The sequence below is a fragment of the Ruminococcus sp. 1001713B170207_170306_F1 genome, assembly GCF_015668065.1.
Lineage (GTDB): Bacteria > Bacillota > Clostridia > Lachnospirales > Lachnospiraceae > Blautia_A > Blautia_A faecis.
In genome coordinates, this window is the sequence record NZ_JADPEX010000016.1 from 1 (window position 1) to 23,790 (window position 23,790).

Annotated in this window: 20 protein-coding genes; 17 read left to right on the plus strand and 3 right to left on the minus strand. The window is 42.8% G+C overall.

Translation table 11 applies throughout. From position 1 onward, the window contains the following. The first annotated feature begins 261 nt into the window (after positions 1-261). The 6 genes from I4V84_RS10725 to I4V84_RS10750 all read left to right on the plus strand — a co-directional run bounded on the left by I4V84_RS10725 (position 262) and on the right by I4V84_RS10750 (position 4,522). Entirely contained in the window at positions 262-1,359 is a 1,098-nt protein-coding gene (locus I4V84_RS10725; protein ID WP_331464536.1) for a Fic family protein, read from the plus strand. A gap of 39 nt (positions 1,360-1,398) precedes the next feature. Next, positions 1,399-1,797, plus strand: coding sequence for a hypothetical protein (locus I4V84_RS10730; RefSeq protein ID WP_195991925.1), 399 nt, complete (start codon positions 1,399-1,401; stop codon positions 1,795-1,797). A 174-nt stretch (positions 1,798-1,971) separates the two neighbouring features. Continuing rightward, complete coding sequence (locus I4V84_RS10735; protein ID WP_173717192.1) at positions 1,972-2,169, plus strand: hypothetical protein; 198 nt, start codon at positions 1,972-1,974, stop codon at positions 2,167-2,169. A 52-nt stretch (positions 2,170-2,221) separates the two neighbouring features. Then, positions 2,222-2,569, plus strand: coding sequence for an ATP-binding protein (locus I4V84_RS10740; RefSeq protein WP_173717191.1), 348 nt, complete (start codon positions 2,222-2,224; stop codon positions 2,567-2,569). 1 nt (position 2,570) lies between these two features. After that, positions 2,571-2,855, plus strand: coding sequence for a DUF234 domain-containing protein (locus tag I4V84_RS10745; RefSeq protein ID WP_207748654.1), 285 nt, complete (start codon positions 2,571-2,573; stop codon positions 2,853-2,855). A gap of 35 nt (positions 2,856-2,890) precedes the next feature. Next, positions 2,891-4,522: an FMN-binding protein gene (locus tag I4V84_RS10750; protein WP_195991927.1), complete on the plus strand. Its 1,632-nt coding sequence runs from the start codon at positions 2,891-2,893 to the stop codon at positions 4,520-4,522. 74 nt (positions 4,523-4,596) lie between these two features. Here I4V84_RS10750 and I4V84_RS19940 read toward each other — a convergent pair whose 3' ends face one another. Together I4V84_RS19940 and I4V84_RS20150 are read right to left on the minus strand one after the other, a co-directional pair. Further along, positions 4,597-5,934 carry a diguanylate cyclase gene (locus tag I4V84_RS19940; RefSeq protein WP_272113274.1) on the minus strand — a complete coding sequence of 446 codons (1,338 nt, stop codon included), beginning with the start codon at positions 5,932-5,934 and terminating at the stop codon, positions 4,597-4,599. Next, the gene (locus tag I4V84_RS20150; RefSeq protein WP_272113276.1) at positions 5,931-7,424 is read right to left on the minus strand and encodes an HD domain-containing phosphohydrolase; all 1,494 of its coding nucleotides are present in this window, start codon (positions 7,422-7,424) and stop codon (positions 5,931-5,933) included. The genes I4V84_RS19940 and I4V84_RS20150 overlap by 4 nt, the downstream gene beginning before the upstream one ends. 261 nt (positions 7,425-7,685) lie before the next feature. On the opposite strand from I4V84_RS20150, the gene I4V84_RS10760 reads away from it, so the two are divergent. From I4V84_RS10760 to I4V84_RS10790, 7 genes are all read left to right on the plus strand, one after another. After that, positions 7,686-8,201 (plus strand): cysteine hydrolase, encoded by a 516-nt coding sequence (locus I4V84_RS10760; RefSeq protein WP_173770231.1) that lies wholly within the window; start codon positions 7,686-7,688, stop codon positions 8,199-8,201. A gap of 256 nt (positions 8,202-8,457) precedes the next feature. Next, entirely contained in the window at positions 8,458-9,144 is a 687-nt protein-coding gene (locus tag I4V84_RS10765) for a response regulator transcription factor (RefSeq protein ID WP_195477960.1), read from the plus strand. After that, positions 9,134-10,420 (plus strand): HAMP domain-containing sensor histidine kinase, encoded by a 1,287-nt coding sequence (locus tag I4V84_RS10770; protein ID WP_195991929.1) that lies wholly within the window; start codon positions 9,134-9,136, stop codon positions 10,418-10,420. Before I4V84_RS10765 ends, I4V84_RS10770 begins: the two co-directional genes overlap by 11 nt. Next, positions 10,417-12,492, plus strand: a complete 2,076-nt coding sequence (locus tag I4V84_RS10775; protein ID WP_195991932.1) for an aryl-sulfate sulfotransferase — start codon at positions 10,417-10,419, stop codon at positions 12,490-12,492. The genes I4V84_RS10770 and I4V84_RS10775 overlap by 4 nt, the downstream gene beginning before the upstream one ends. A 251-nt stretch (positions 12,493-12,743) precedes the next feature. Further along, positions 12,744-13,532 (plus strand): DUF4352 domain-containing protein, encoded by a 789-nt coding sequence (locus I4V84_RS10780; protein ID WP_173770227.1) that lies wholly within the window; start codon positions 12,744-12,746, stop codon positions 13,530-13,532. A 110-nt stretch (positions 13,533-13,642) separates the two neighbouring features. Continuing rightward, complete coding sequence (locus I4V84_RS10785; protein ID WP_195991934.1) at positions 13,643-15,712, plus strand: aryl-sulfate sulfotransferase; 2,070 nt, start codon at positions 13,643-13,645, stop codon at positions 15,710-15,712. A 105-nt stretch (positions 15,713-15,817) separates the two neighbouring features. Further along, on the plus strand, positions 15,818-17,893 hold the full coding sequence (locus tag I4V84_RS10790) for an aryl-sulfate sulfotransferase (RefSeq protein WP_195991936.1): 2,076 nt from the start codon (positions 15,818-15,820) through the stop codon (positions 17,891-17,893). Positions 17,894-18,079: 186 nt separating this feature from the next. Here I4V84_RS10790 and I4V84_RS10795 read toward each other — a convergent pair whose 3' ends face one another. Then, entirely contained in the window at positions 18,080-18,985 is a 906-nt protein-coding gene (locus I4V84_RS10795) for an AraC family transcriptional regulator (protein ID WP_118577895.1), read from the minus strand. A gap of 354 nt (positions 18,986-19,339) precedes the next feature. On the opposite strand from I4V84_RS10795, the gene I4V84_RS10800 reads away from it, so the two are divergent. The 4 genes from I4V84_RS10800 to I4V84_RS10815 all read left to right on the plus strand — a co-directional run bounded on the left by I4V84_RS10800 (position 19,340) and on the right by I4V84_RS10815 (position 23,464). Then, positions 19,340-20,263 carry a dihydrodipicolinate synthase family protein gene (locus I4V84_RS10800; protein WP_118577896.1) on the plus strand — a complete coding sequence of 308 codons (924 nt, stop codon included), beginning with the start codon at positions 19,340-19,342 and terminating at the stop codon, positions 20,261-20,263. A 139-nt stretch (positions 20,264-20,402) separates the two neighbouring features. After that, on the plus strand, positions 20,403-21,452 hold the full coding sequence (locus tag I4V84_RS10805) for a sialic acid TRAP transporter substrate-binding protein SiaP (RefSeq protein ID WP_173717183.1): 1,050 nt from the start codon (positions 20,403-20,405) through the stop codon (positions 21,450-21,452). A gap of 234 nt (positions 21,453-21,686) precedes the next feature. Further along, on the plus strand, positions 21,687-22,181 hold the full coding sequence (locus tag I4V84_RS10810) for a TRAP transporter small permease (RefSeq protein ID WP_195991938.1): 495 nt from the start codon (positions 21,687-21,689) through the stop codon (positions 22,179-22,181). Beyond that, positions 22,178-23,464, plus strand: coding sequence for a TRAP transporter large permease (locus I4V84_RS10815; RefSeq protein WP_195991940.1), 1,287 nt, complete (start codon positions 22,178-22,180; stop codon positions 23,462-23,464). The genes I4V84_RS10810 and I4V84_RS10815 overlap by 4 nt, the downstream gene beginning before the upstream one ends. The last annotated feature ends 326 nt before the right edge of the window (positions 23,465-23,790 follow it).

A 23,790-nucleotide genomic window follows, 5' to 3' on the forward strand; every position in this document is an offset into this window, starting at 1 on the left:
AGCCAGATTAAAAGAAAAGAATATTGCAGAAGTCTGGAAGAATATGCTGGAAATGCACTTCTGGTTGGAGTGAATTATAATAAGAGAACGAAAGTACATGAATGCATGATTGAAGAGTATAAGCTTTAAATTAAATTCAGAGATGCATATGTGCACGAAAAGGTCTGTGGCGGGGCAGTGCAGTTGCTGAAAGGATAAGAAAAAAGGACAATAATATTATTATCCCAACATATTTGAATATCTCCCAAAAATGCGCCAATATTGGGAGAAAGAAAAGAAGCTTGGGAGAAAGGAGTTGGAATGAGAGTATTTGATTATTCCAAACTTAAGGAAAGGACCTGGGATAATGAGATTCTGGCATATGTTGCACAAATCCATGAGTATAAAGGAAAACAAGATCTGTATCTAAGACAAAAGCCCGTTGAACTTAATCGCCTGATTGAAATTGCGAAAATACAGAGTACAGAAAGTTCGAATCAGATAGAAGGTATTGTGACAACAAATGCAAGATTAAAACAGCTTGTGGAAGATAAAACAACGCCCAGGAATAGAGATGAAGAAGAAATACTTGGATATCGTAATGTCCTAAATATTGTCCATGAAGCTTACGAAGCAATTCCTGTTCGAAGTAATTATATTTTGCAGCTTCACGGTGAGATGTTAAAACATACTGCATTTTCTTATGCTGGTAAATATAAGACCACTCCAAATGAGATTGATATGATGCTTGAAAATGGAGAGAAAGTGGTGTTGTTTAAGCCATTAGAACCTTACGAAACCCCAGATGCAGTAGAACGACTTTGCAATGAGTATAACAAAGCTATAGGGGATGGTATTGTAGATCCGCTCATTCTGATACCTAATTTTATATTAGATTTTCTATGTATTCATCCTTTCAATGACGGAAATGGACGAATGAGCAGACTATTAACATTATTGCTCCTATATCGAAGTGGATATATTGTTGGGCAGTATATCAGTATAGAAAAAGCTATTGCGGATACAAAAGAAACATATTATGAAGTTTTGCAAAATGCGGATCAAAACTGGTATGAGGGAGAGAATGATCCCAAGCCATTTATTAAATATATGTTAGGAATTATTCTATCGTGCTATAGAGAGTTTGAGGCAAGAATAGTATTAGCTGAAAAAACAGGAAAAAAAAGCAAGGCATATGATGTTGTAAAGACATATTCAGAAAACACGCTCGGAAAGTTTTCGAAACATGATGCACTGGTTGCATGTCCTAGTCTTGGAAGTTCCTCAGTAGAATCAGCATTAAAAAAACTGGTTGATGAGGGTGCTATAATACGAACTGGCGCAGGACGCAAAACAATGTATATGAAGAAAAGAGAGTAATTATTACCAGCTGCAGAAAAAAATGGAGACTACATTGCGATGATGGCCAAAAAGTTTCCTACAGACTCTGATTACGCCAATTCCAATAAGAATCTGAAAGCAGAAGATTATGAAGTAGACTATGCGATCACACACACCTGCCCATTATACCAAGTGAGAACGCTTGGCTGCTACCACGTAGCCAGGGAAGAAGAACCCCTTCAGAACTATTTTCAATGGGTATGTGACAAGTTGAACCAGACTAATGAGATGCTTGCAGATGGCAGCGGCGACAAGAAGGGCAGATCTTTCAAACACTGGTATTTCGTCCACTGGCACACCGACTGGAACAAAAACTGGCTTGAGCTTATGCACCTGGAAGAATTGCCCCAAAAGTGCAGGGCAATTTACCTGGATGTAGAGGATATGGAAACTGGCGAACATATTTTCTTAAAATAATATGGAAAATCGATTGAAAATATCACAGAATAAAATATACTATTTATAAGTATACTACTGCAAACAGTATACTTTGTTTACGGCGCTTATGATTTGACAACGAGGAGGCTGCTTAAGAGAATTTGCCGGCAGACATAAAGCCCTGTTTTTTTCTGCACAGAGAAGAATGATTCTTTGAATCTTCTGGACTTTTCCAAGATGGTGCAAACATTTTTCAAAGGCTCTTTTATATCTTCTTTTCAAAATTGGGAAGCTGAATTTGAATATATTACAGGAAAAATTTCAGACGAAAAATTGGTATTGATTATTGATGAGTTTCCTTTTCTGGCAGAACCGAATCCTTCAATGACATCTGGAGGCGTTTTCCTCTGAGATTTCACTGGAGGAAAATATAAAAAATAATCTGCTTACGGAAGGGACTTTTTTGAATGATGAACCCCAGACACTTTTGAGGATTGAATTGAGAGAGCCTTCGGTATACAATTCCATTTTAGAGGCGATTTCCAATGGATGTAATAAGATTCGTGAGATTGCAGATCGAATTCATGAAGAGAAAAGCAAGTGCAGCAAATATATGCTTACATTGCAGACTCTGCGATTAATTGAGAAGTGTGTTCCCTGTACCGAGCCAGAAACAAGTAAAAAAGGGATTTATGAGATAACAGATAATTATTATAAGTTCTGGTACAGATTCCTTTTTACAAATCAGAATTATTATTCCATGCTGGGCCTGGAGCTTTCCTGCGAAGAAACTTCCGTTTATTCCATATAAAATGGGAAAATGGTGGGGGAATAATCTATTGATAAAAGCGCAGGATGATGTTGATATACTTGCGTTTGATAAAACGGGAAAGAAAGTGTTGCTCTGTGAATGTAAGTTTCGAAATAAACCAATGCCTATGGAAGAGTATGATGACCTGGTTATGGCTGCAGAAATGTTTAAAAATGCAGAGGAAAAGTATCTTATGTTTTTCAGCAAATCTGGTTTCACAGAGTCAGTAAAGGAAAGGGCGGCGCGAGAAAATGCGGTGCTTCTTACAATCGAAGACTTGTATTAGAGTCTTTTTCAGACCCGCTCTAAGGAGTATAAAGAATGAACAGAAAAAACTTTCTGAAAAATAAGAAAATCAACTGGATCAAAGTGGTTATCCAGATATTGTCCTTCGCTTTAATTCCGGGCTTATTTGAAGGGGAATTCGCAGCTGTGGGAAATATTGTTTCCTGCATATACAAGGGAAATATTTCATGGGAAAGTGTGAAGTATTCGGTATGGATGCTGTTGGCAACTGTGCCGGCAACAGTACTTGTGGGAAGGTTTTTCTGTGGATTTTTCTGCAGTTTTGGAGCAGTGCAGGATTTGCTATGGCTTGGATCACACAGATTGCGGGCATTATTTCCGGGAAAAAGAAACCTGAAAAAGGCTGACCGGATATTCAGATTTGCCAAGTATGCAGTGCTTTTTTACTTTATAATATTCATATGGAGTGGTGTAACAGCTGTGAAAACAGCCGGCCCGTGGCAGGTGTTTGGGCAGTATGTTTCATTTGGACACTGGCCAGGATTGAAGCCTTTGCTTTCAGTTGGAGGAGTTCTGCTTCTTTTAATCTTTATTGGCTCACTGTTTGTACAGAGATTTTTTTGCAGATATTTTTGCCCTATGGGAGCAATTTATTCACTGATTTCACAGACATCTTTCCTGAAAATTGATAAGCCGCGGGAAGAGTGCGGAAAGTGTCATTTATGTACCTCGAAATGCACCATGGGGATGGATCTTACGAAGAAAGACAGGATTGCCGGAGGAGAATGTATCAGCTGTCAGAAGTGTGTAAGCTGGTGTCCAAAAGGGAATGCGCACTTTAGAAGCAGATATGGAGTGCTGATCGGAGTGGGCGTTACCTGTGCTACCATCATGGTGTCACAGCTCCTTATAGCAGGAAATCTGGCTAAAGAGAAAACGGCAGATTCAGTGAAAAAAACGGCAGAAAATGATGCTGGAGGTAACTTTCAGAATGGTATTTACACAGGAACCGGTGAGGGCTACAGAGGCAAGGTGACGGTTACGGTAAAGGTTGCCGATGGGAAGATAACGGAGCTTGTACTGGATGATTATGCAGATGATAAGTCTTATATGGAGAGAGCGAAAAACAGGATTTTCCAGGAGATGATCAGCAGGCAGAATACAGATGTAGATGCAGTTTCCGGAGCGACTTACAGCAGTAACGGCTTGATTGAAGCTGTGAATAAAGCACTGGGAAATGACGAAGGTGAAGGGAAGAAACCTGAACAGGAAGAATCTGAAGATAAGCAATCCTTTATAGAGGCTGGACGTTTTCAGAATCTGACAGATGGCATTTATACCGGCTCGGCAGATGCATTTCGAGGGGATGTGGAGGTTCAGGTTACAGTTGAAAAACAGAAGGTAACGGATATTTCCATTCTTTCCTATTGTGATACAGAGGAATACTTTTTCAGGGCAGCACCAGCTGTAATCGAACAGATGAAGGCTGAGCAGAGTCTGAATGTAGATGCAGTAAGTGGAGCAACCTACAGCAGCAATGGGGTTATTCATGCAGTGGCAAATGCGTTGGAGATTCCGGAGGATCAGTATGCACCAAGACCTGGCAGGAATCTGACTGCAAAGAAAAAGAACCATGGGCATATTGTGAAGCATGAGATAACAAGTCAGGAAGAGTATGAGGAAAAAGTAGAGAAATATTCAAAGTGATATGGTCATCCCCCAAAAATAAAAGCTTCTGAATCAGACACAGGACTGAAAAATCCTGTATCTGTCAGAAGCTTTTATTTTTGATTTGTATCCATATTATTTTCTGCCATAGACAGATATTTATATGTGGGCAGAAAGTTAGTGCTTTTTGCCTTTCTATAGTATTGCATAAAAATACGTTCCATAATATTGGGAATCTGAGATTCAACCGGCTGAAACAGGATGATCAGATACTGCATGGAACTGTATCTGGTACAGATATCCACACGCCGGATGGTGTTTTGGATAGCCTGTTCCATATGGGAAAGTGTCTGCTCAATTTCTTCAATATGAGCGGGAGTGTCCGAAGTGGCTTCCAGTGTGAGCATTACCAGGTAGCAGCGGCTTCCGCTTCGGATAATGAGCTGTTGCATATATTCATACTGCCTGGAAAAATCCCGGTAATTCAGTTCAAGAGCACCTGCATAGCTGCCACTTTTGCGAAGCGCGTCTGCCACCTGCTGAAGATCCCTGGCAGTACCTGGTGAATCGGAAGAGGAATGACTGATCTGATGATAAAAGGAAAAGTGATTTTTACCATTTTGCTTTACATTGTATAATGCCTTATCTGCTTTGGAATAACAGTCTGCAAAGGTATCGCTGGTAGTGCACATATACAAACCGGCAGACAGAGCAGCATCTTTGATTTCAGGATCAGCTTCTGCGATGGAATGGAAGTGGTGGAAAAGCCGTGTCGTTAGTTTCGACACATTTTCAGCACTTATGTCTGGCAGAAACAGAAGAAATTCATCTCCACCAAGACGACAGGCAATACCGTTGGCTGTATAGCGTGAAAGCAGGGTTCCCAGATTCCTTAAGGCGCGGTCACCGGCCATGTGTCCATAAACGTCATTGATTTTTTTCAGATTATCCATATCAAGGAAAATAAGACAACCGTTATGTTCCTGCATGAATTCTGCAATAAGCCGCTCTCCAAGGCTTCTCATAGGAAGACCGGTCAGGAAATCATAATTCTTTGAATCCTCCTGGTTCTTTATGGTGCTGACTACTTCTGAAATGAATTTGTTAATGGTGTGGTCAGCCTCTGGTGGAGCTGTTATTTCCTGTGTGCGGATATTGTGGAGAACAACACGCTTTTCATCTAATAGCTTTAAAAATACATCTGTAATTTCCGGATCAAACTGTTTCCCGCGGTTCTTACTGATTTCCTCCCGGATCATTTCCGGAGGAAGTGCATTTCGGTAAATTCTGCGGGAATTCATGGCATCATAGCTGTCTGCCATTGCGGTGATGCGTGCATGAATGGGAATTTCGACACCAGAAAGCCCGTCTGGATATCCATTTCCATCATACCGTTCGTGATGATTTCTGGCCACTTCAACAATATGAGGGACAAAGGTAATATCCTTCAATATTTCTGCACCGATGACGGTGTGTTTTTTATCAGATTATACTCGTCATCTGTAAGTCTGGAGGGCTTGTTTAAGATCAGATCCGGAATACCAATTTTTCCGATATCATGAAGGTAAGCGGCATGCTTTAACTGCTGGATTTCCTCTGAAGACCATCCAAGCTCGGCTGCAATAAGTGCGGCATATTCTGCAACCCGGTAGGAATGTCCGCGGGTGTACTCGTCCTTGGCCTCGATGGTGGTGGACAAAGTCTGCATCATTTGCAGGGAGAGGTTCTCTGTCTGCTTCTGTTTGTGTTCCAGCTCCAGCTGCTGGCGCTCATTCTCTATATGCTGAATGCTTCGAAGAGTCCGGACAATGTTGACAAACAGCAGAATGAGCATTCCAATGCCGATAAAAAGACCGGACAGGGATGTGACAAAATATACAGAGACACATTCAGCAGCAACGCAAAGCAAAACGAGCAAATGCGCCAGGAGCAGAAGATGGTCTGAGGCTTTTTTTCTGTGGCGGATGTAGAGGCAGAGATGGATAAACACCATCAGGAATGTACCGATCAGTATGATCTGCCCCAGGGGGAGGGTTTCAGTGTAGTCTGCAATATTTGCTATGGCCAGAATAGAGCAGACTGTAAAATCCAGCAGGGAGATTCCGATTACAATATGATAAAGTTTGCGGTGAAGCCCATTCTGTATATTGTCTGCATAAAGCAGAAGGGGAATCGGTCCAAGAAGGATCATAACAAAGCATAAGGAAGCCAGGGCAGATGAGTTTGGGATCAGCAGCTGGCGGATCTTGGACTCGCCCAGCATCCAGGTTGCTCCCACTATCATGCACCAGCCAAGATATTCCATGTCAAAGCTTGTGTGGTACACAAAACCAAGGGTAAGGCTGAAAAGAATGGTGGTCAGTCCTGCAAACAGGGTGAAAAATGCGATGTAAGTGGCCAGTCCGTAATGGCTGAAGATCAGCTGCCAGATGTCCGCTTTATCTCCGCAGAAAATCTGGTTCACAACACCGGAATAATTAGAGGTGTAGGTGGTCAGTTCAATGCGGAGCTCCTTTCCGGCATCTTCATGGGAGGTGGAGCAAAAAATGAAACGGCTGGCGGAATTTTTCCCAATCAGACGGGTTTTACTGGTGCTGTACTGTTCTCTTAAGGTGCCGTTTATGTATATGTTTACGTCCTGCAGGGAGGAACGAATCGCTATAGATGAGGCATCAAAATCTGCCGGAAGGGTAGATGTGATGACCATGGTTTCGCCTGCGGGAACATCATAGGAACCGGGAACTGTGATTTCTTCAGTGGTGCCGTCAGATTTTTCCCAGGTAAAGGTTCCGGGATAGAGGAGGGACGGAGAGTTTCCGCTGACAGTTCTTTCATCCGCACCGAAAAACTGCATGAAAATGAACCATCCAAGAATGGCGAGCATCAGAAAATAGAAAATGTATCTTGGTCCCTGGCGGGCAGGGGATTTCTCCTTGGTCATGGTAATTCTCCTTGTATGTGAGCGGTGTTAAATTTTTGTGGTTGTTAATTGTATTATACTATATGCGAAGAGATTCATCAAAACATTATTATCCGCAATGTTTGGAAAATTTTTAAAATCTTTCAGAAATCTGACTGTTTCGGTATACGAAATTCCAATAAAGTGGTATAGTTAATCTAAATAAGTTTTACAAAAATATGTGGTGTTTGGGATGGATTGAGAAAAATTCTGTTAAAAAACATGTGAAGTACGGGGGAAAATATGGATATTTTAGTTGTGATCGATATGCAGAATGATTTTATTGACGGAGCGCTTGGCACACCGGAGGCGGAAGCGATTGTGCCTAATGTGGTGGACAGAGTGAAGAATTTCAATGGTCTTGTGCTGGCGACCAGGGATACTCACGGCGGGGATTATCTGCAGACCCAGGAAGGCAGAATGCTTCCTGTAGAGCATTGCATCCGCGGCACCTATGGCTGGGAGATCCGGGAGGAGATCGCAGAGCTTCTGGAGTCCGGACCCATTGACAAGCCAACCTTTGGCAGCGAAACTCTGGGAAAAGTCCTGAAAGAATTTAATAAATCAGAGACCATTGACAGCATTACACTGGTAGGGCTTTGCACAGATATCTGTGTGATTTCCAATGCTATGCTGCTGAAAGCATTTTTGCCGGAGGTACCGATCATGGTAGACTCTCTTTGCTGCGCCGGAGTGACACCGGAGAGTCATGAGCGGGCGCTGGAAGCGATGAAAGCCTGCCAGATAGAGGTCCTTTAGGGAGCCATGAGAAAATAGAATTTGGAAGTGGTTGCTAAAAAAAATGCCGCAAAGTCACGGGAAGTGGTGATCTTGTGGCATTTTTATTTTTCTGCGTCAAAAGAAAACTTATTTTCTCATATTTCCATCAAAATCACATGATACTATATTAAATAAATTGCGGCTTCTGTCTGATGGGAAACCGCAATGGATTACAAGAGCCTGTTTGAAATACAGAAAGCCTTATGGGACAGGCTTTAAGAGAGAGGAAAGAGCCGTGAAAAAAATAGAGATTCTTGTTGTAGAGGATGAACCGAAATTAGCACAGACGATTTCTGACTTTCTGAGGATTCAGAACTATGAAGTAGAGACAGCACTGACCGGGAACAAAGCCCTGGAATATTTTTGCCAGAATAAGCAGAAGGTGGATCTGATCCTTCTGGATCTTATGCTGCCGGATATTTCCGGATATACCGTATTGAAAGAAATCAGGAAAATATCGGAGGTTCCGGTTATTATTTTGTCTGCAAGGTCGGCCGTGGCAGACCAGATGAGCGGATTTGAGAAAGGTGCAGACGATTATATCACCAAGCCCTTTACTCTGGCTCTTGTGAAAATGCACATTGAGGCGGTGCTGAAGCGTGCCGGGAAGCTGCGGACTATGGTGGAATACAACGATCTGCAGGCAGATGTGAATGCACAGCTTTTATTTTACAAAGAGCAGCATATCCCCACCACCAGGAAAGAATTTGATCTGATAGTTTATTTCATGGAGCATCCGGGAATTGTTCTGCCCAGAGATACCATACTGAATGCGGTGTGGGAATACGATTATGCAGGTGATGTGCGGACCATTGATACTCTGGTGAAGCAGCTGCGGAAAAAACTTGGAGAAGGCTGCAATTATATCCGGACTGTTTACGGCGTGGGCTACATCTTCGGGGAGGACATCCATGAAAATTAAAAAAGATTTCTGGAGAAATGGGAAAGCACTGTGGATTCAGATTATTGCTTTTGCACTGGCAGTCATTCTGTATAGTGTGTGCTGTTATCCCATATATACTTCATCAAAGGCCAGAATCATGCGTCAGCTGTATGAAGATATTCATGACATGGATCTTGAGGAACTTAGCGAGGACGACGAAGAAACACTTGGTGATTATCAGAAAGAAAAATTTGAGACTATAATTGCGAATGAAAATTATGAGCAGATTTATACGTCCAGATCATCTCTGAAAACTATGCAGTCCCGTAAGTACATAGAAAACAAAATTGCCCAGTACACAGAAGAAGGAACCCTGGAACAGCGTCGCATGGAATCCCGGCATATTCTGATGTTTCGTGGGAAGATTATACAGGATGGACATACATTCTATGTATACCTGCGGAAAGATGTTCAGTCAGTTCTGGAAGTGATTGAGGGAACCAGATTATATCTGGCGGTTGTTTTGCTTCTGATGGTGGGATTAAGCTATTTCCTAGAAAAAATGAGTAAAGCAAGTACCGAGAAAAAAGCAAAGCAGTCTGACTATCAGCTTCTGGAAAGCCAGAGAGAATTTGTGGCGAATATTTCCCATGAATTAAAAACACCTCTTGCAGTAGTGTCCAGCCAGGTGGAAATGCTGGAAATCGCAGGAGATAAGATTGATCGTTCCTACTATTATTCTTCCATTCACGAGGAGCTGGACAAAATGTCCAGAATGGTAGGAGAACTCCTTGATTTTTCCATGTTGGACAATCAGATGAGTTCTATGGAAATGAGCCGTGTAAATGTATCAGAAATGATAGAATATCTGCTTCTTCGATATGATGCTATGTTCCGCAAAAACGAGATCAAAGTGGAACAGGAAATCGAAAAGAACTGTTTCGCATACGGAAACCGCATGTATCTGGAAAGAGCAGTAAACAATTATCTGATGAATGCGTTTCAGCATACAGAGCAGGGAAAGCGGATCCGGATTACTCTGAAGAAAGAGAAAAAGCAGATACGCATGGAAGTCTACAACGATGGAGCGCAGATTAAAGAAGAGCAGATGGAGCATATCTGGGACAGCTTTTACACAACTTCCCAGAAGAAGAAACCAGTCACATCTGAGAATGAAGTACGTAACATTGGTCTTGGACTTTTTGTGGTCCGAAAGATCGTGGATAAACATAAAGGAAGCTGCGGAGCCCAAAATCTGGAGAACGGAGTGCTGTTCTGGCTTCAGATTCCTGAAATCAGGGAGTTGGGAAAATGAGAAAGTGGAATAAAAAAACAAAAATTGCAGTATTTATTATATTTTTAATTTTAGCTGTGCTGTTTGCCGCTCTATGCTGGAAAAAGCGCCGTGGAATCTATAATACATATATGAAGCTTACTGGTCAGGAGATTCCTTATTCTGTCCAGGAAAAAAGAAGGAAAAAATATGGATATTATGACCAGGAATTGAATGCTTCCATGAATCTGGAAAATCCGGTTTACATAACTGAGAATGACGGTTCTGCAAATGAGATCGAAACAGATATTCCAAAAGAAGCCACACGTATAGCATCCTCTTATGAAATCGATCAGCAGCTGCAGACAGAGCTGGAGAATGGATACAGCTGGGAGGAGCCTATGGTGATCCAGAATCCTTATCAGGTTTCTCCATTGACAGCGGTGATTATTTTCGACACAAAAGAAGAGTGTGCGGTACGTTTTACGGTCAAGGGAAAAACGGAAGCCGCAGATATCAGCGGAGAAGTGGAATCTGCTGCTTCACACAGAATCCCGGTGATCGGTCTTTACCCGGCAATGGAAAATACAGTTGTTCTGGAGCTTCTGGATAAATCAGGCAAGGTTACAGATTCCCGGGAAATCACTATTACAACGGATGAACTTCCGGATAAACTGGATGATGCTGTGAAACCGGTGAAAACAAGCGGGGGATCTGCATTTGAACTGACTATGGTATATGGACAGCGGACAACTTTCCCATTTGCTTATGATTGTATGGGAGATATCCGTTGGTACATGAGCGGAGAATTTACTTCTGGAATTTATATGTTGTCAAATAGCAGGATGATAGTTGCCTCCAATGAAGCTTTTATGCCATCCCAGGACAAACCGCAGACAACCAATCTCTATGAGATGGATTATCTGGGACGCGCCTACACCATGTACTATGTGGCGGGTGGAAATCACCATGAAGTAATCGAAAAAGAGCCGGACGGAAATCTTCTGGTCCTGACCAGTTCTCTGGAAGGACACATTGAGGACAAAATTCAGGAAATTGACAGACAGACCGGTGAAGTTGTAAATGAATTGATAATGGAAGACATTTTTGGAGGGAAATATGAGGACCGGGTTGACTGGACTCATTTAAACACCGTGTCTTATCAGCCGGAGACAGATACCATTGTGATCAGTCCGCGAAATCTGGAATCTGTGGTCAAATTGAACTGGACGACAAAGGAAATCCAGTGGATTCTCTGCAATCCGAAATTCTGGGAGGGTACAGAATATGAGAAATATGTGCTTCAGCCGGAAGGGGATTTTGTTTATCAGTTCCAGCAGCATACTGCCTACCAGCTGGAAACAGATCTGGATGGAGATGACCAGACAATAGAAGTCAGTATGTTTGATAATCATTATGTAAAAGTACGAAAGTCCGATGTATTGCAATACTTTGATGGTGAAAAAGAATCTTATCTGTTGGTTTATGCTGTAAATGAAGCAGAAAAGACAGTAAAGCAGATTAAAAAGATTCCTACTGTATGGTCTACCATTACTTCTTCTGCTATTTATGATGCTGACAGTAATCATATTTTCGGCATGTGCGGTCATGTGAAGGATTCTGAAGATAAACGAAGAGGAATGAACTATGAGTTTGACTATGATACAGAAGAGCTGATCAATCAGTTCAGCATCAAAAGCTATTATTATCGCGCATCAGAGATGAAAATTGACTGGAATGATCTGGCAGCAGTCATGGAAATAAAAGACAACTATATTATGGGAGAATTATATCAGCCTGTAAAAGCGACCTGGTTCTTCTGGCAGAAGAAGCCGGAACAGGTACTGGATGACGGCGAGATTACATTGCATCTTACCGGACAGGTGCTTTATGCAGGCGCTTATGATCACCAGATTTCCCAGATTATTTTTCATGGAAAGAAAAATACTTATGTGTATGACACTACAGACATCCGTCTTCATACGAAATCTTACCTGAAGTTCTATGAGAACATTCCGGTACCGCTGCAGGGAATGGAAGCGGATGATTATGAGATTTATGTTGTATATCAGAACGAATTTTATGATTTGGAACAAAATATAAAAATTAAGTGATTTAATGCTGCTGTTCACTGGTAACATTCTGCGAAGCGTGTTGCTGTGAATGGTGGAAATAGTAAAACTTTAAATTTTTACAGGCAATATTAAGAAAGTGTTTCTGCTTTATTGCGGAACTATGTTATAATAGTTGATAACACGACCAGAGCGTGTTTGAAAAATGATTCCGGCACATTCGGCAGAATATTTATTTCAAACATGCTCCAGGTAAATGAAGTTATACCAGAAAAATAAAGGGAGTAAAAAAAATGAAGAAAAAAGTTTTATTACAGGTAATGGGAGCCGTTCTGGTGGCTGGTTTAATGGCTGGTTGTGGTGGCACAAATGATACAAAGACGGAAGAGAATACCAAGACAGAAGCTGCCGCAGACAATGCTGATGCCAAGGAAGAGACTGACAGCACGGAAGCAGAAGATACAAGTGAAGATTCTGCAAGTACTGATTCCGCTGAAGAAGACAGTGCAGAGGCAGATGACACAGCTGCAGAAGCAGAGAGTACAGGTGAGGATTCTGCAAGTAGTGATTCAACAGAAGCAGACAGTGCAGAGGTGGCCGACAGCAAGGAGACAGAAGCAGCAGGAAGTTCTGCTGGTACAGCAGCCCAGACTGCAAACAGTGATGCATACGGCGAGGTTGTTTCTGCAGCAGGATGGAATATTACAGTAGAAGATGTGGAGATCAATTCCTCTCTTGAGAATGTAAGCGTAGAACTTGGCTATACAGGTGTGGAGACAAGCGACTACAAGAAAGAGGCTGACGCAGGCAAGACTTTCTGTATGATTAAGCTGAAGATCGAGAAAGACGGCAGCAAGGAGACTTTGGACTGGGCGAATCTGAAGCTGACTGACAGTGAAGGAAATGAATATAGCAGAATGGATGATGAATTCATTTCAGAGCTTGGTATGACACGTATGGCAGGAACCACTTTGAATTTCGGTTCCAACGAGGGCTGGATCGCATTTGAGATTGACGAGAATGCAGAAGGTCTGGAGCTTAGCTATCCATTTGAGGCAGAGGAATATCACTGCGCATTATAAGGATGATAAAAAATGCAGACAATCCGTCAGCTGCCATGACGGTGGTATGAAAATGCGGATTTTGTATTAGATCGTGTTTGAGAAATCATAAAATTGCACAGGAGGCTGGCATGAAGAATAAAAGATATCGGGAACTGGCTGCAATACTTGTAATGATGACAATGACAGCGGGTTCTATTACTACAGTTGCAGCAGAAACAGAAACTACAGCAGAGACAGAAACAGATGAGCCGGAAACAGAAACTGCAGAGGATGCAGATTCCGAGGCAGCAGAAGCAGCAGATATCCAGTCCCAGGCGGCTGCCCTGGAAGTAACTGACCGGTTTGCACAGCAGACTGCTGTTGACGAAGCGCTCCTTCAGGAGGCGTCAAACGGCTACAGTCTTGATGAGGCCCTGATTGTAGTCAATCCATATGGAATGTCCCCTTTAAGTGCAGTTGCCGTTTTTTCCACAGAGGAAGCCTGCGGCGGAACTGTTACTGTGAAAGGAAAATCCGCAGAGAACGATGTGACGGGAACTTTTGAGGAGGAAACGGAGCATATCGTCCCGATTTATGGTCTTTACAACAATGATACCACAGAGGTTGTAATCACTCTGGATGATGGAACTTCTGCTACCTTTGAAGTAACAACTGAAGATATAGGTGTTGACTACGGTACAATCCAGACAGAGATGAAAAGTGAGGCAAGTTACGATTATTCGAACTTGACTTTTGTCTGCTCCACTATGGGAACCCTGTATGGAGTAGATGCGGCCGGAGATATTAGATTCTTTACCAATATTGGCGGAACTCTCGGAGTTCACCAGCTGGAGAACGGGCATCTTCTCATGCCTGCATCCTATGTGCTGAAGAGCAGCTACTATAAAGAAGGAATGATCGAAGTCGACCTTCTGGGAAAAATTTACCGCGAATACATGATTCCTGGTGGCCAGCATCACGATTTCGTGGAGCTTCCGGATGGCAATCTCCTGGTGGCTTCTGACAGCCCGGACTTAAGCACAGTTGAGGACTACGTGGTAGAAATTGACCGTGAGACCGGTGATGTTGTATGGGAGCTTGACATGAAGGATCTCATCAGCCAGGAAGATGGACAGTCTGCTTCTATGGATTCAGACGGAAGTGAGGAAGCTGACTGGTTCCATAATAATGGTCTTGCCTATGATGCAGAGAATGATCTGGTTCTTCTTTCTGCAAGACACAAAGATGCCATTGTAGCAGTAAATAAAGAGGACAAATCCCTGGCATGGATCCTTGGAAATCCTACAGGCTGGGATGGTGTGGATCCGTCTTATTTCTTTACTCCGGAGGGAGAAGATTTCGAATGGTTCTATGCACAGCATAATGTTTCCATTCTGGATAATGGAGATATTGCTCTTTTTGACAATGGTACTGCCAAGGTAAAACGTGTGGATGGCGATAACCGTGTAAGTGGTGATAACGTATATTCCCGTGCGGTTGTTTATCAGATTGATACAGAGAACATGACCGTTTCCCAGGTAACTGAGTATGGTAAAGAGCGAGGCGCCGACTGGTATTCGGACTGGATTTCCGGTGTGGTTTCCCTGGATGGAACACAGGATCATTTGTGGATCACAGCTGGCTCCCACCTGCATAGCGATGAAGAAAACCGCAGTGATTATTACCCGAAAGATATGTTTGTACAGGGACTGACCAAGACCACACATATCGATCAGGTAGATAATGGAGAGCTGAGCTTTGAACTGACGATCTCCGGTGACACTTATAACGCGCTGACCTATCGTTCTTTCCGCATGCCCCTTTATACAGAAGGAAAATATGATCCATCCGCAGTTCCGGAGGTGCTTGGTTTTCTTGGAGAGACAAGTTATGAGGAAAGCAGCATTGATGTGAGCACCGCAGAGGCTTTGCCAGATGGCTGGAATTTCCTGCTGGATGGAAGCAAGATCAGTGTGAACGGAAGCTTCCAGACCCAGACCGCAGCAGCAGATCTGCAGGCTGGAAAGATGATCCTGATAAGCGGTGAGTCCCAGAGAGCTTATCAGCTGACACAGACTCCTTCTGAAGGAGATGACGGAACAAATGTTACAGTTAAGGGCTGGACGGCAATTGACGGGCTGGAAGGTCAGGAATGGGATATTTATCTGGAACTGGACGGTGTTCTTTATAATACGGGATATATGTACAGTCAGGCATAAGTATATAATTTGTCAAAATGGGTTCAAGAGCCTTGAACCCATTTTGACGTTACAGGCTTTGCAGCCTGTACGGACATAACGACAAAAATTTGAGGAGCTTACAGTATGAAAAAATGGAGCAAAAAGAAAAAAATCACCATTCTGCTTCTGTTTCTGGTGCTGCTTGCATTGTTTGCAGGCCTTTGCTGGAAAAAGCGGCGGGGAATTTATAATACTTACATGAAACTTACCAATCAGGAAATTCCCTATTCTGTAAAAGAAAAACGGAAGAAAAAATATGGCTATTACGGTCAAAAGCTGAATGTTACCATGGATGTGGATGACACGATTTCCATTCAGGAAAACGATGATTCCGCGAATGATATCCAGACTGAAATCCCTCAGGCGAAAACACTGGTGGCAACCTCCTATGAGATTGACCAGCAGCTGCAGACAGAGCAGGAAAATGGATATACATGGGATGATCCCATGGTTATTCTCAACCCATATCAGATTTCCCCATTAACTGCAGTAGTACTTTTTGACACAGAAGAAGAGTACGGAGTGCGCTTTACTGTGAAAGGAAAAACTGTAGCAGCAGACATCAGCGGAGAGATAGATTCGACCAGTTCACACAGAGTGCCCATTATTGGTCTTTATCCGGGAGAGGATAATACAGTAGTACTGGAACTTCTGGATGATTCCGGCAGAGTGAAGGATTCCCAGGAGATCACTATTACAACAGAAGCTTTGCCAGAGTCTCTTACGGATGTGATCGAACCTGTGGAGACCAGTGGAGAATCTGCATATGATCTGACCATGGTTTACGGACAGAGCACTCATCTTCCTTTTGCATATGACTGCATGGGAGATATTCGCTGGTATATGAACAAAGAGACTGGAAATTATGGCCTTTACATGCTTTCCAACTGCAGAATAATCTGGCAGGATACTGCCGGATATGTTCCGAACCTGGAGAAGCCTCAGTCTACCAATCTTTATGAGCTGGATTATCTGGGAAGAGCTTACAACATGTATTATCTTTCCGGGGGAAGTCATCATGAGGTAATTGAGAAGGAGCCAGGCGGAAATCTTCTGGTGCTTACAAGCTCCATGCAGAGCCATTGTGAAGATAAAGTTGAGGAAATCGACCGGCAGACAGGTGCGGTAGTAAATGAACTGAAACTTCAGGATATTATTAAATGCAAATACGAGAATCTGGTTGACTGGGCTCATATTAATACGGTTTCCTATCAGCCGGAGACAGATACTATTCTGCTCAGTGTCCGCAATCTGGAATCTGTGATCAAGGTAAACTGGACAACCAAGGAAATCCAGTGGATTCTTTGCGATCCAAGATTCTGGGAAGGCACAGACTATGAAAAATATGTGCTGAAAGCAGATGGTGATTTCATTTATCAGTTCCAGCAGCATACAGCATATCAGATCGATACAGATCTGGATGGCGATGACCAGACTATAGAAATCACCATGTTTGATAACCATTTCCTGTGGAGAAGGAAGAAAGATATCGACTATTATGACAAGACAGAGGAATCCTACCTGCTGGTATATTCTGTAAATGAAGCAGAAGGTACTGTGAAGCAGATTAAGAAGATTCCTACGGTATGGTCCAAGATCACATCCGCAGCGATTTATGAGGATGACAGCAATCATTTCTTCGGAATGTGCGGTCATGTGGCAAATGCAGAAAATGGCTGGAAGGGAATGACCTACGAGTTTGACTACGATACAGAGAAGGTCCTGAATCAGTACTGTCTTAAGAAAACCTTTTACCGTGCAGAGGAAATGCGGATTGATTACAACGATCTTGCAAGTCCTATGGAACTGGATGAGAATTATATCAAAGGAGAATTGTGGCAGCCGGTGAAAACCTGGAAATGGCTGTGGAACAAGAAACCGGATCAGGTGCTTCCGGCAGATACCCTGACATATAACATTACTGGAAAAGTGCTCTATATAGGAACCTATGATCATCAGATTTCCCAGATCATTTTCAAAGGGGAGAAGAATACCTATGTTTATGATACAACAGAGGTTCGTCTGCATATGGAAACATTTCTGGATTTCTATGAAAATATCCCGGTGCCGCTTCAGGGAATGAATGCAGATAATTATGAAATCTACGTCATGTATCAGGACGGATTTTATGATACACAGCAGACCTTTGCAATCAATTAAACAGGTGATATTGCAAAGCCAGAATAGTAAGGGTATTGAGCCCGGATTCAGCTGCCGCAGCTGAATCCGGGAAAAATATACAGCAAAGCAGGGCACGCAGATTGCGGGAATGATTTTCAAACACGCTCTGGACGCGGAATAAAAAAATGCTGCAAAATCATTTTTGCAATGATTTTGCAGCATTTTCTATGACTGGGAAAAACTTTTGCGGTATGCCGCCGGGCTGTAGCTCAGGGTTTTTTTGAAAACAGAGCAGAAGTAATTGCTGGAAGAAAAGCCCAGCTGGTAAGCAATATCTGTAATGGAATCATCTGTAGTCTTCAGAAGCATCTGTGCCCGATCCATTTTCTGGAGGGTAATGTATTCAGCAGGAGTAATTCCCAGTTCTTCTTTAAATTTGGCTTTAAAACGGGATAGAGAATAGTTGGATGCCTGGGCAAGCTCCTGAAGTGTAATGGGGTTTTCAATATTCTGTTCAATGTATTTCAGCGCATGTCCGATGTCACTGTTCAGCTGTTCATTGATCTCTTCCTGGGCTGGAACTGCAGTCAGGTAGTTCAGACTGGCAAGTACACAGGTCAGATACTGGACACCGGCAATGGAGTCGCCTTCTGTTCCGTAAGAAATCAGGTTAAAAGCAGTGCGCAGCATGGAAATCTGGGAACTGCCTACATGGTACAGGTGCTGATCCATATTCAGAAGCCGATGGCACAAAATATTGCTGTAATGCTGGTTCAGACCAAGGAAATTATCGTGCTCCTTCAGATCCAGCTGCATTGCAAAAAATTCGCAGCGGTTCTGGGCAATATGTCCTGTAGTATGAAGCTCATAAGGTCTGGTGATAAAAAGGTTATTTCCGGTAGCACAGTAGCTGGTGCGGACGCCGCCTTTCATAACGTAAGTCTTGCGCTGGCCTTTCACCATGAAATGAAGCTCGATGATATCAGAGTGATAATGCAGAGGAACCGGAACGCCAGGTGCCATAGGTGTAAAATGAGAAAGATTTCTAAGCCCCGGGATCTTATGTTTATCTGCTGTTAATATTTTTTTATGTTCGTTCCATATGTAATCGTCAAATATTTCCTGTTCCATTCAAGTCGCCTCTTCTTATGTCCGTGAATTATTGTGTTGCAGTCTGTTTTACTACTGTTCACTGGTAACGTTCCGCGAAGTGTGTTACTGTGAACGAAGTGAACCGTAACTCTGTTTTGTTTACCGCACTATGCTGTGCTGTTTTGTATTCTTTTTCGTACAAAGTTATAAAATAGTACTAAATATTTTGCTGAAAGCAATTTTAAATTATTTATATTATACTATAGTCACAGTTGAAAAGCAATTGCGCGGTTGCAGTGGATAGTAAATGTTGTTGTTCATTCCGTTCATAAAAACACATCGCGGAACGTTACCGGTGAACAGCAACAAGTAAACATCAAGAGGGAGAAGAGCATGAAAAAAACAATTGCAGGCGGCGTATGGCCGGTTATGATCACACCTTTTACAGAGGACAACAGGATCGACTATGATGCAGTCCTTCGAATCATTGAGTGGTATGACAAGAACGGTGTTGACGGAATCTTCGCAGTATGTCAGTCCAGTGAAATGTTTGAGCTGAGCCCACAGGAGAGAGTGGAGCTTGCAAAATTTATTATCAATAATACACCAAAGCACATGGGAGTAATTGCTTCCGGACATTGCGCTGAGAAGGTAGAGGATCAGATCCGCGAAGCTCAGACTGTAATCGATGCTGGTGTAGATGCATATGTTTTCATTTCCAATCAGTTTGCAAAAGAGAACGAGAGCGAAGATGTAGCTAAGAAAAATATTGAATATCTTCTGGATCACATTGATGGAGATATGTTCGGTGTTTATGAGTGCCCGGCACCATACAAGAGACTTCTTTCACCAGAGCTTCTCAAATGGTGTGCAGAGACTGAGAAATTTGCATTCCTGAAAGACACCTGCTGTGATCTTGATCAGCTGGAAGCAAAATGCAAAGCAGTTGAGGGCACCGGATTAAAGATCTTCAATGCAAATGCAGCAACACTTCTTCGCAGCATGGAAATGGGATGTGCAGGATACTCAGGAGTTATGGCAAACTTCCATCCGGATCTTTATGTATGGCTTTGCAAGAACTATAAAGAGCAGCCGGAGAAAGCACAGGAGCTTATGAACTTCCTTGGCGCTGCTTCCATGGTTGAGTGCCAGGTATATCCGGTAAACAGCAAATACCATATGAATCTGGTAGGTGTGCCGATGACACTTCAGTCAAGAAGACAGGATTATAAGCTTCTTACAGGAAGCAAGAAATTAGAGATCGAAGAGTTCTGTGCGATCACAGAGACCTTCCGCAAGAGCTTTTTTGGAAAGTAATCAGAGATAACTGCCGGAACGGTGGGGACCGTGAGGCCGGCTGAAAGGTATTTCTTAAGATTTGTAATTGGGGTTACAAATATACGTGAAAAAAGGGAAACAAAAACACATAGTGTGTAAAAAACAGGAGGATGAGAGAATGAAAAAAAGATTAATGGCAGCAGTATTATCAACAGCTATGGCAGCAACAATGCTGTTAACAGGAAGCATCAGTGTACAGGCAGCAGATGCTGCAGCAGCAAATGACCCGGCAGTAGAGCTGATCTTTACATCAGTATCTGTAAGCGGTGACTCCCATACAGAGGCTATGTATGAGTTTGCAGATAAAGTTGAGGAATTATCCGGTGGTTCCGTAACATGTAAATGCTACGACAACGGTTCTCTGTTCTCTTCCGAGAACGAGTTCGATGCTCTTCTTAACGGAGATGCAGATCTGGCATATATTTCCTTCCCGACAATTGCAACACAGATTCCGTCCTACAGTATGTTTGCTTCCGGATATCTGTTCAGCTCCTATGAGCATATGACAAGCGTTCTCAACGGTGACATCGGACTTAACAAGATCCGTCCACAGATTGAAGAGACACTGAACATCAAACCTCTTTCCAGCTTCTATCTTGGAAGCCGTGTAATCAACACAAGAGAGAAAGAAATCAACAGCTACGATGACATGAACGGATTACTTCTCCGTATGCCGAACTCCGAAGCATGGCTGTTCCTTGGTGAGGCACTTGGTGCAAACCCGACACCACTTTCCTTCAGTGAGCTGTATACTGCACTTCAGACTGGCGCTGTAGATGCACAGGATAACCCGCTTCCAAGTATCGAGAGTGCAAAATTCTATGAAGTAACAAAATACATCGCAATCACAAACCACGTTGTTGACTCCATCATGCCATGTATCAACGGTGACACATGGAACAGCATGACAGAGGCTCAGCAGGAAGCTGTTACTGAGGCTATGGAATATGCAAGAGACGTAAACGATACAGCAAGACTTGACAGAGAAGCTGAACTGATCAAATTCTTTGAGGAGAAGGGACTTACTGTTACATATCCTGACATCAACGAGTTTAAAGAAAAAGTTCAGGCTAAGTATATGGAAAACGAAGATATGATCAAAGACTGGGATATGGATCTTTACAACGAAATCCAGGCTATGGCTGATACAACAACCGCAGAAGAGTAAAACGAATTGTCGTGACAACAGGCAAGACATAGTGATCAGCTATGAATTGACAGCAAAACTTGAGACATCTGTCTGACTTATAACAAAGAAAAGTCCCAGGCTGTGTGTACGGCCTGGGCTTTTGAATAAAGCACAGATTTTTGGCCTGTCTGCACAGGTGATACATTTTGCAGTAGTGGCTGCAAATGGGAACAAACCGATGGCAGAAAAGTGAATCTGAGAGGAGAGGAAACTGTGGATAATTTCAAAAAGATCGGGAAAAAGATCGCCGATTTCCTTGGCGTTTTTATCCCAAACATTACGTTTTTGGTAATTTTCCTTACCTTTATGGTAACAATCGTATCCAGATATTTTTTCAAAACCCCTGTAACATGGAGTTATGAGGTATCTGTTCTGGGTTACATGTGGACTATGTTCTTCGGCGTTGGTAAGGCAATGGAGGCTGATGAACACGTAGTATTTGGTCTGGTTTACGATGCTGTAAAACCTCGTACCCAGTTTATTTTTAAAGTAGTTTACAATACATTTCTTTTAATCCTGCTGGTAACCTGTTTTGTACCGTGTTTCCAGTCCATGGTTGGAAAGAAAATGGTGACAGGAGTTCTGAAGCTTCCATATACAGTTGTTTTTGCACCATTTATGTATATGCTGGCTGAGATCATTGTCAGAACCTGTATCAATATCAGAAATGCATTTAAAGAATACAAGGAAGGAGGAAAAGAATCATGAGTATGCCGATTATTATGCTGTTTGTGGTTATGGCGATCTGCTTCATAATCCGTATGCCTGTTTCTTTTTCCATGCTTGCAGCTTCTATTACATATTTTCTGCTTGCAGCTCCGGACAAACTGGGCCAGGTATTTACCGTTATCACTGGTAACATGTTTGCAAACTATACCATGCTTGCAGCGCCGCTGTTTATTTTCATGGCAAATGTGCTGAATGAAGGTGAGGTAACAGACAAACTGTTCTCTTTCTGTAATGGTCTTCTTGGAAGATTAAAAGGTGGTACAGCACAGGTTAACGTATTTATTTCCCTTATTTTCTCCGGTATGACCGGTTCTGCTATCGCAGATGCTTCCGGTATTGGTCTGATGGAGATCGACCAGATGAAAAAAGAGGGCTACGACGCAGAGTTTAGCTGTGCCATCACAGCCGCTTCTGCAACGGTAGGACCAATTTTCCCGCCAAGTATTCCGATGGTTATTTACGCTATGTTATCCGGTGCTTCCATTGGTAAGCTGTTTATGGGAGGTATGGTTCCTGGCGTTTTACTTGCCATTCTTCTTATGATCTATGTTGCGTTTATTTCTCATAAGAGAAATTATCCGGCAGGTGTGGTTATGAGCAAGAGAGAGTTCCTGAAAGCTACATTGCAGGCTCTTCCGGCACTGTTTACAGTTGTTATTCTTCTTGGTGGAATTTATTCCGGTATCTGTACTCCTACAGAGGCTGGTGCTGTTGCTTCTGCATACGCACTGATCATTTCTGCACTGATTTACAAAACACTGGGATGGAAAAAGCTTTGGGGTATCATCAAGAAATCCGCTGCCAACACAGCTACACTGGCTCTTCTTTGCGGAACTTCCATGCTGTTCTCTTACATCATCTCTCTGGAGCAGGTTCCGAGAGTTGTTGCAGGACTGGTTATGGGAATCACAGATAACAAGTACATTTTCCTGTTTATCGTAAACATCGTATTCCTGCTTCTTGGCTGTGTACTTGATGTAAGTACTATCCAGCTGGTATTTGTACCAATGGTTCTTCCACTGGTACAGGCTATGGGCATTGACCTTGTTCATTTCGGCGTTGTGATCTGCCTGAACATGATGATCGGTCTTTCCACACCGCCATTTGGTATGCTGTTGTTTATTGTTTCGGGACTTGGAAAAACGAAGATCAAGGGTGTCATACGGGAGATTTTGCCGATGGTGCTTATTATGATCGGGCTGTTGTTCCTGGTTACTTATGTACCGGATATTATTATGTTTATACCTAACAACTTCATGTAAAATATGAACTTGGGTAGTATGAAAGGGACTGTTTTGCAGTCCCTTTTGTTGTATCGGGAGGCACGGTTACCCGGACGCACTTTCGCAGCTGATATTCCACGCGGGGCGGTGCAACACTGCGGCGAGCTAACTGCTAACTACGACTAAATCGTTCAGGAGAGCCTTCACGATTAAGTCTTCGTAAGCAGTGGATCTCGCCTCCGTTAAGGGCGCACCTGGAAATGCCCCGCTTAGGAATATCAGCTACGAAAACGCTGTGTATTGGTAACGAATGGATACAATAAAAGCGACGGTGCTGGTGATGATGGAATAGGGAATTTAGAACA

Bases quoted from the DNA above. Each gene is read 5' to 3' on its own strand.
- I4V84_RS10730 (WP_195991925.1), top strand. From the start codon at position 1,399: ATGATGGCCAAAAAGTTTCCTACAGACTCTGATTACGCCAATTCCAAT.
- I4V84_RS10745 (WP_207748654.1), top strand. From the start codon at position 2,571: ATGGGAAAATGGTGGGGGAATAATCTATTGATAAAAGCGCAGGATGAT.
- I4V84_RS10750 (WP_195991927.1), top strand. From the start codon at position 2,891: ATGAACAGAAAAAACTTTCTGAAAAATAAGAAAATCAACTGGATCAAA.
- I4V84_RS20150 (WP_272113276.1), bottom strand. From the start codon at position 7,424: ATGACCAAGGAGAAATCCCCTGCCCGCCAGGGACCAAGATACATTTTC.
- I4V84_RS10760 (WP_173770231.1), top strand. From the start codon at position 7,686: ATGGATATTTTAGTTGTGATCGATATGCAGAATGATTTTATTGACGGA.
- I4V84_RS10770 (WP_195991929.1), top strand. From the start codon at position 9,134: ATGAAAATTAAAAAAGATTTCTGGAGAAATGGGAAAGCACTGTGGATT.
- I4V84_RS10775 (WP_195991932.1), top strand. From the start codon at position 10,417: ATGAGAAAGTGGAATAAAAAAACAAAAATTGCAGTATTTATTATATTT.
- I4V84_RS10780 (WP_173770227.1), top strand. From the start codon at position 12,744: ATGAAGAAAAAAGTTTTATTACAGGTAATGGGAGCCGTTCTGGTGGCT.
- I4V84_RS10785 (WP_195991934.1), top strand. From the start codon at position 13,643: ATGAAGAATAAAAGATATCGGGAACTGGCTGCAATACTTGTAATGATG.
- I4V84_RS10790 (WP_195991936.1), top strand. From the start codon at position 15,818: ATGAAAAAATGGAGCAAAAAGAAAAAAATCACCATTCTGCTTCTGTTT.
- I4V84_RS10795 (WP_118577895.1), bottom strand. From the start codon at position 18,985: ATGGAACAGGAAATATTTGACGATTACATATGGAACGAACATAAAAAA.
- I4V84_RS10800 (WP_118577896.1), top strand. From the start codon at position 19,340: ATGAAAAAAACAATTGCAGGCGGCGTATGGCCGGTTATGATCACACCT.
- I4V84_RS10805 (WP_173717183.1), top strand. From the start codon at position 20,403: ATGAAAAAAAGATTAATGGCAGCAGTATTATCAACAGCTATGGCAGCA.
- I4V84_RS10815 (WP_195991940.1), top strand. From the start codon at position 22,178: ATGAGTATGCCGATTATTATGCTGTTTGTGGTTATGGCGATCTGCTTC.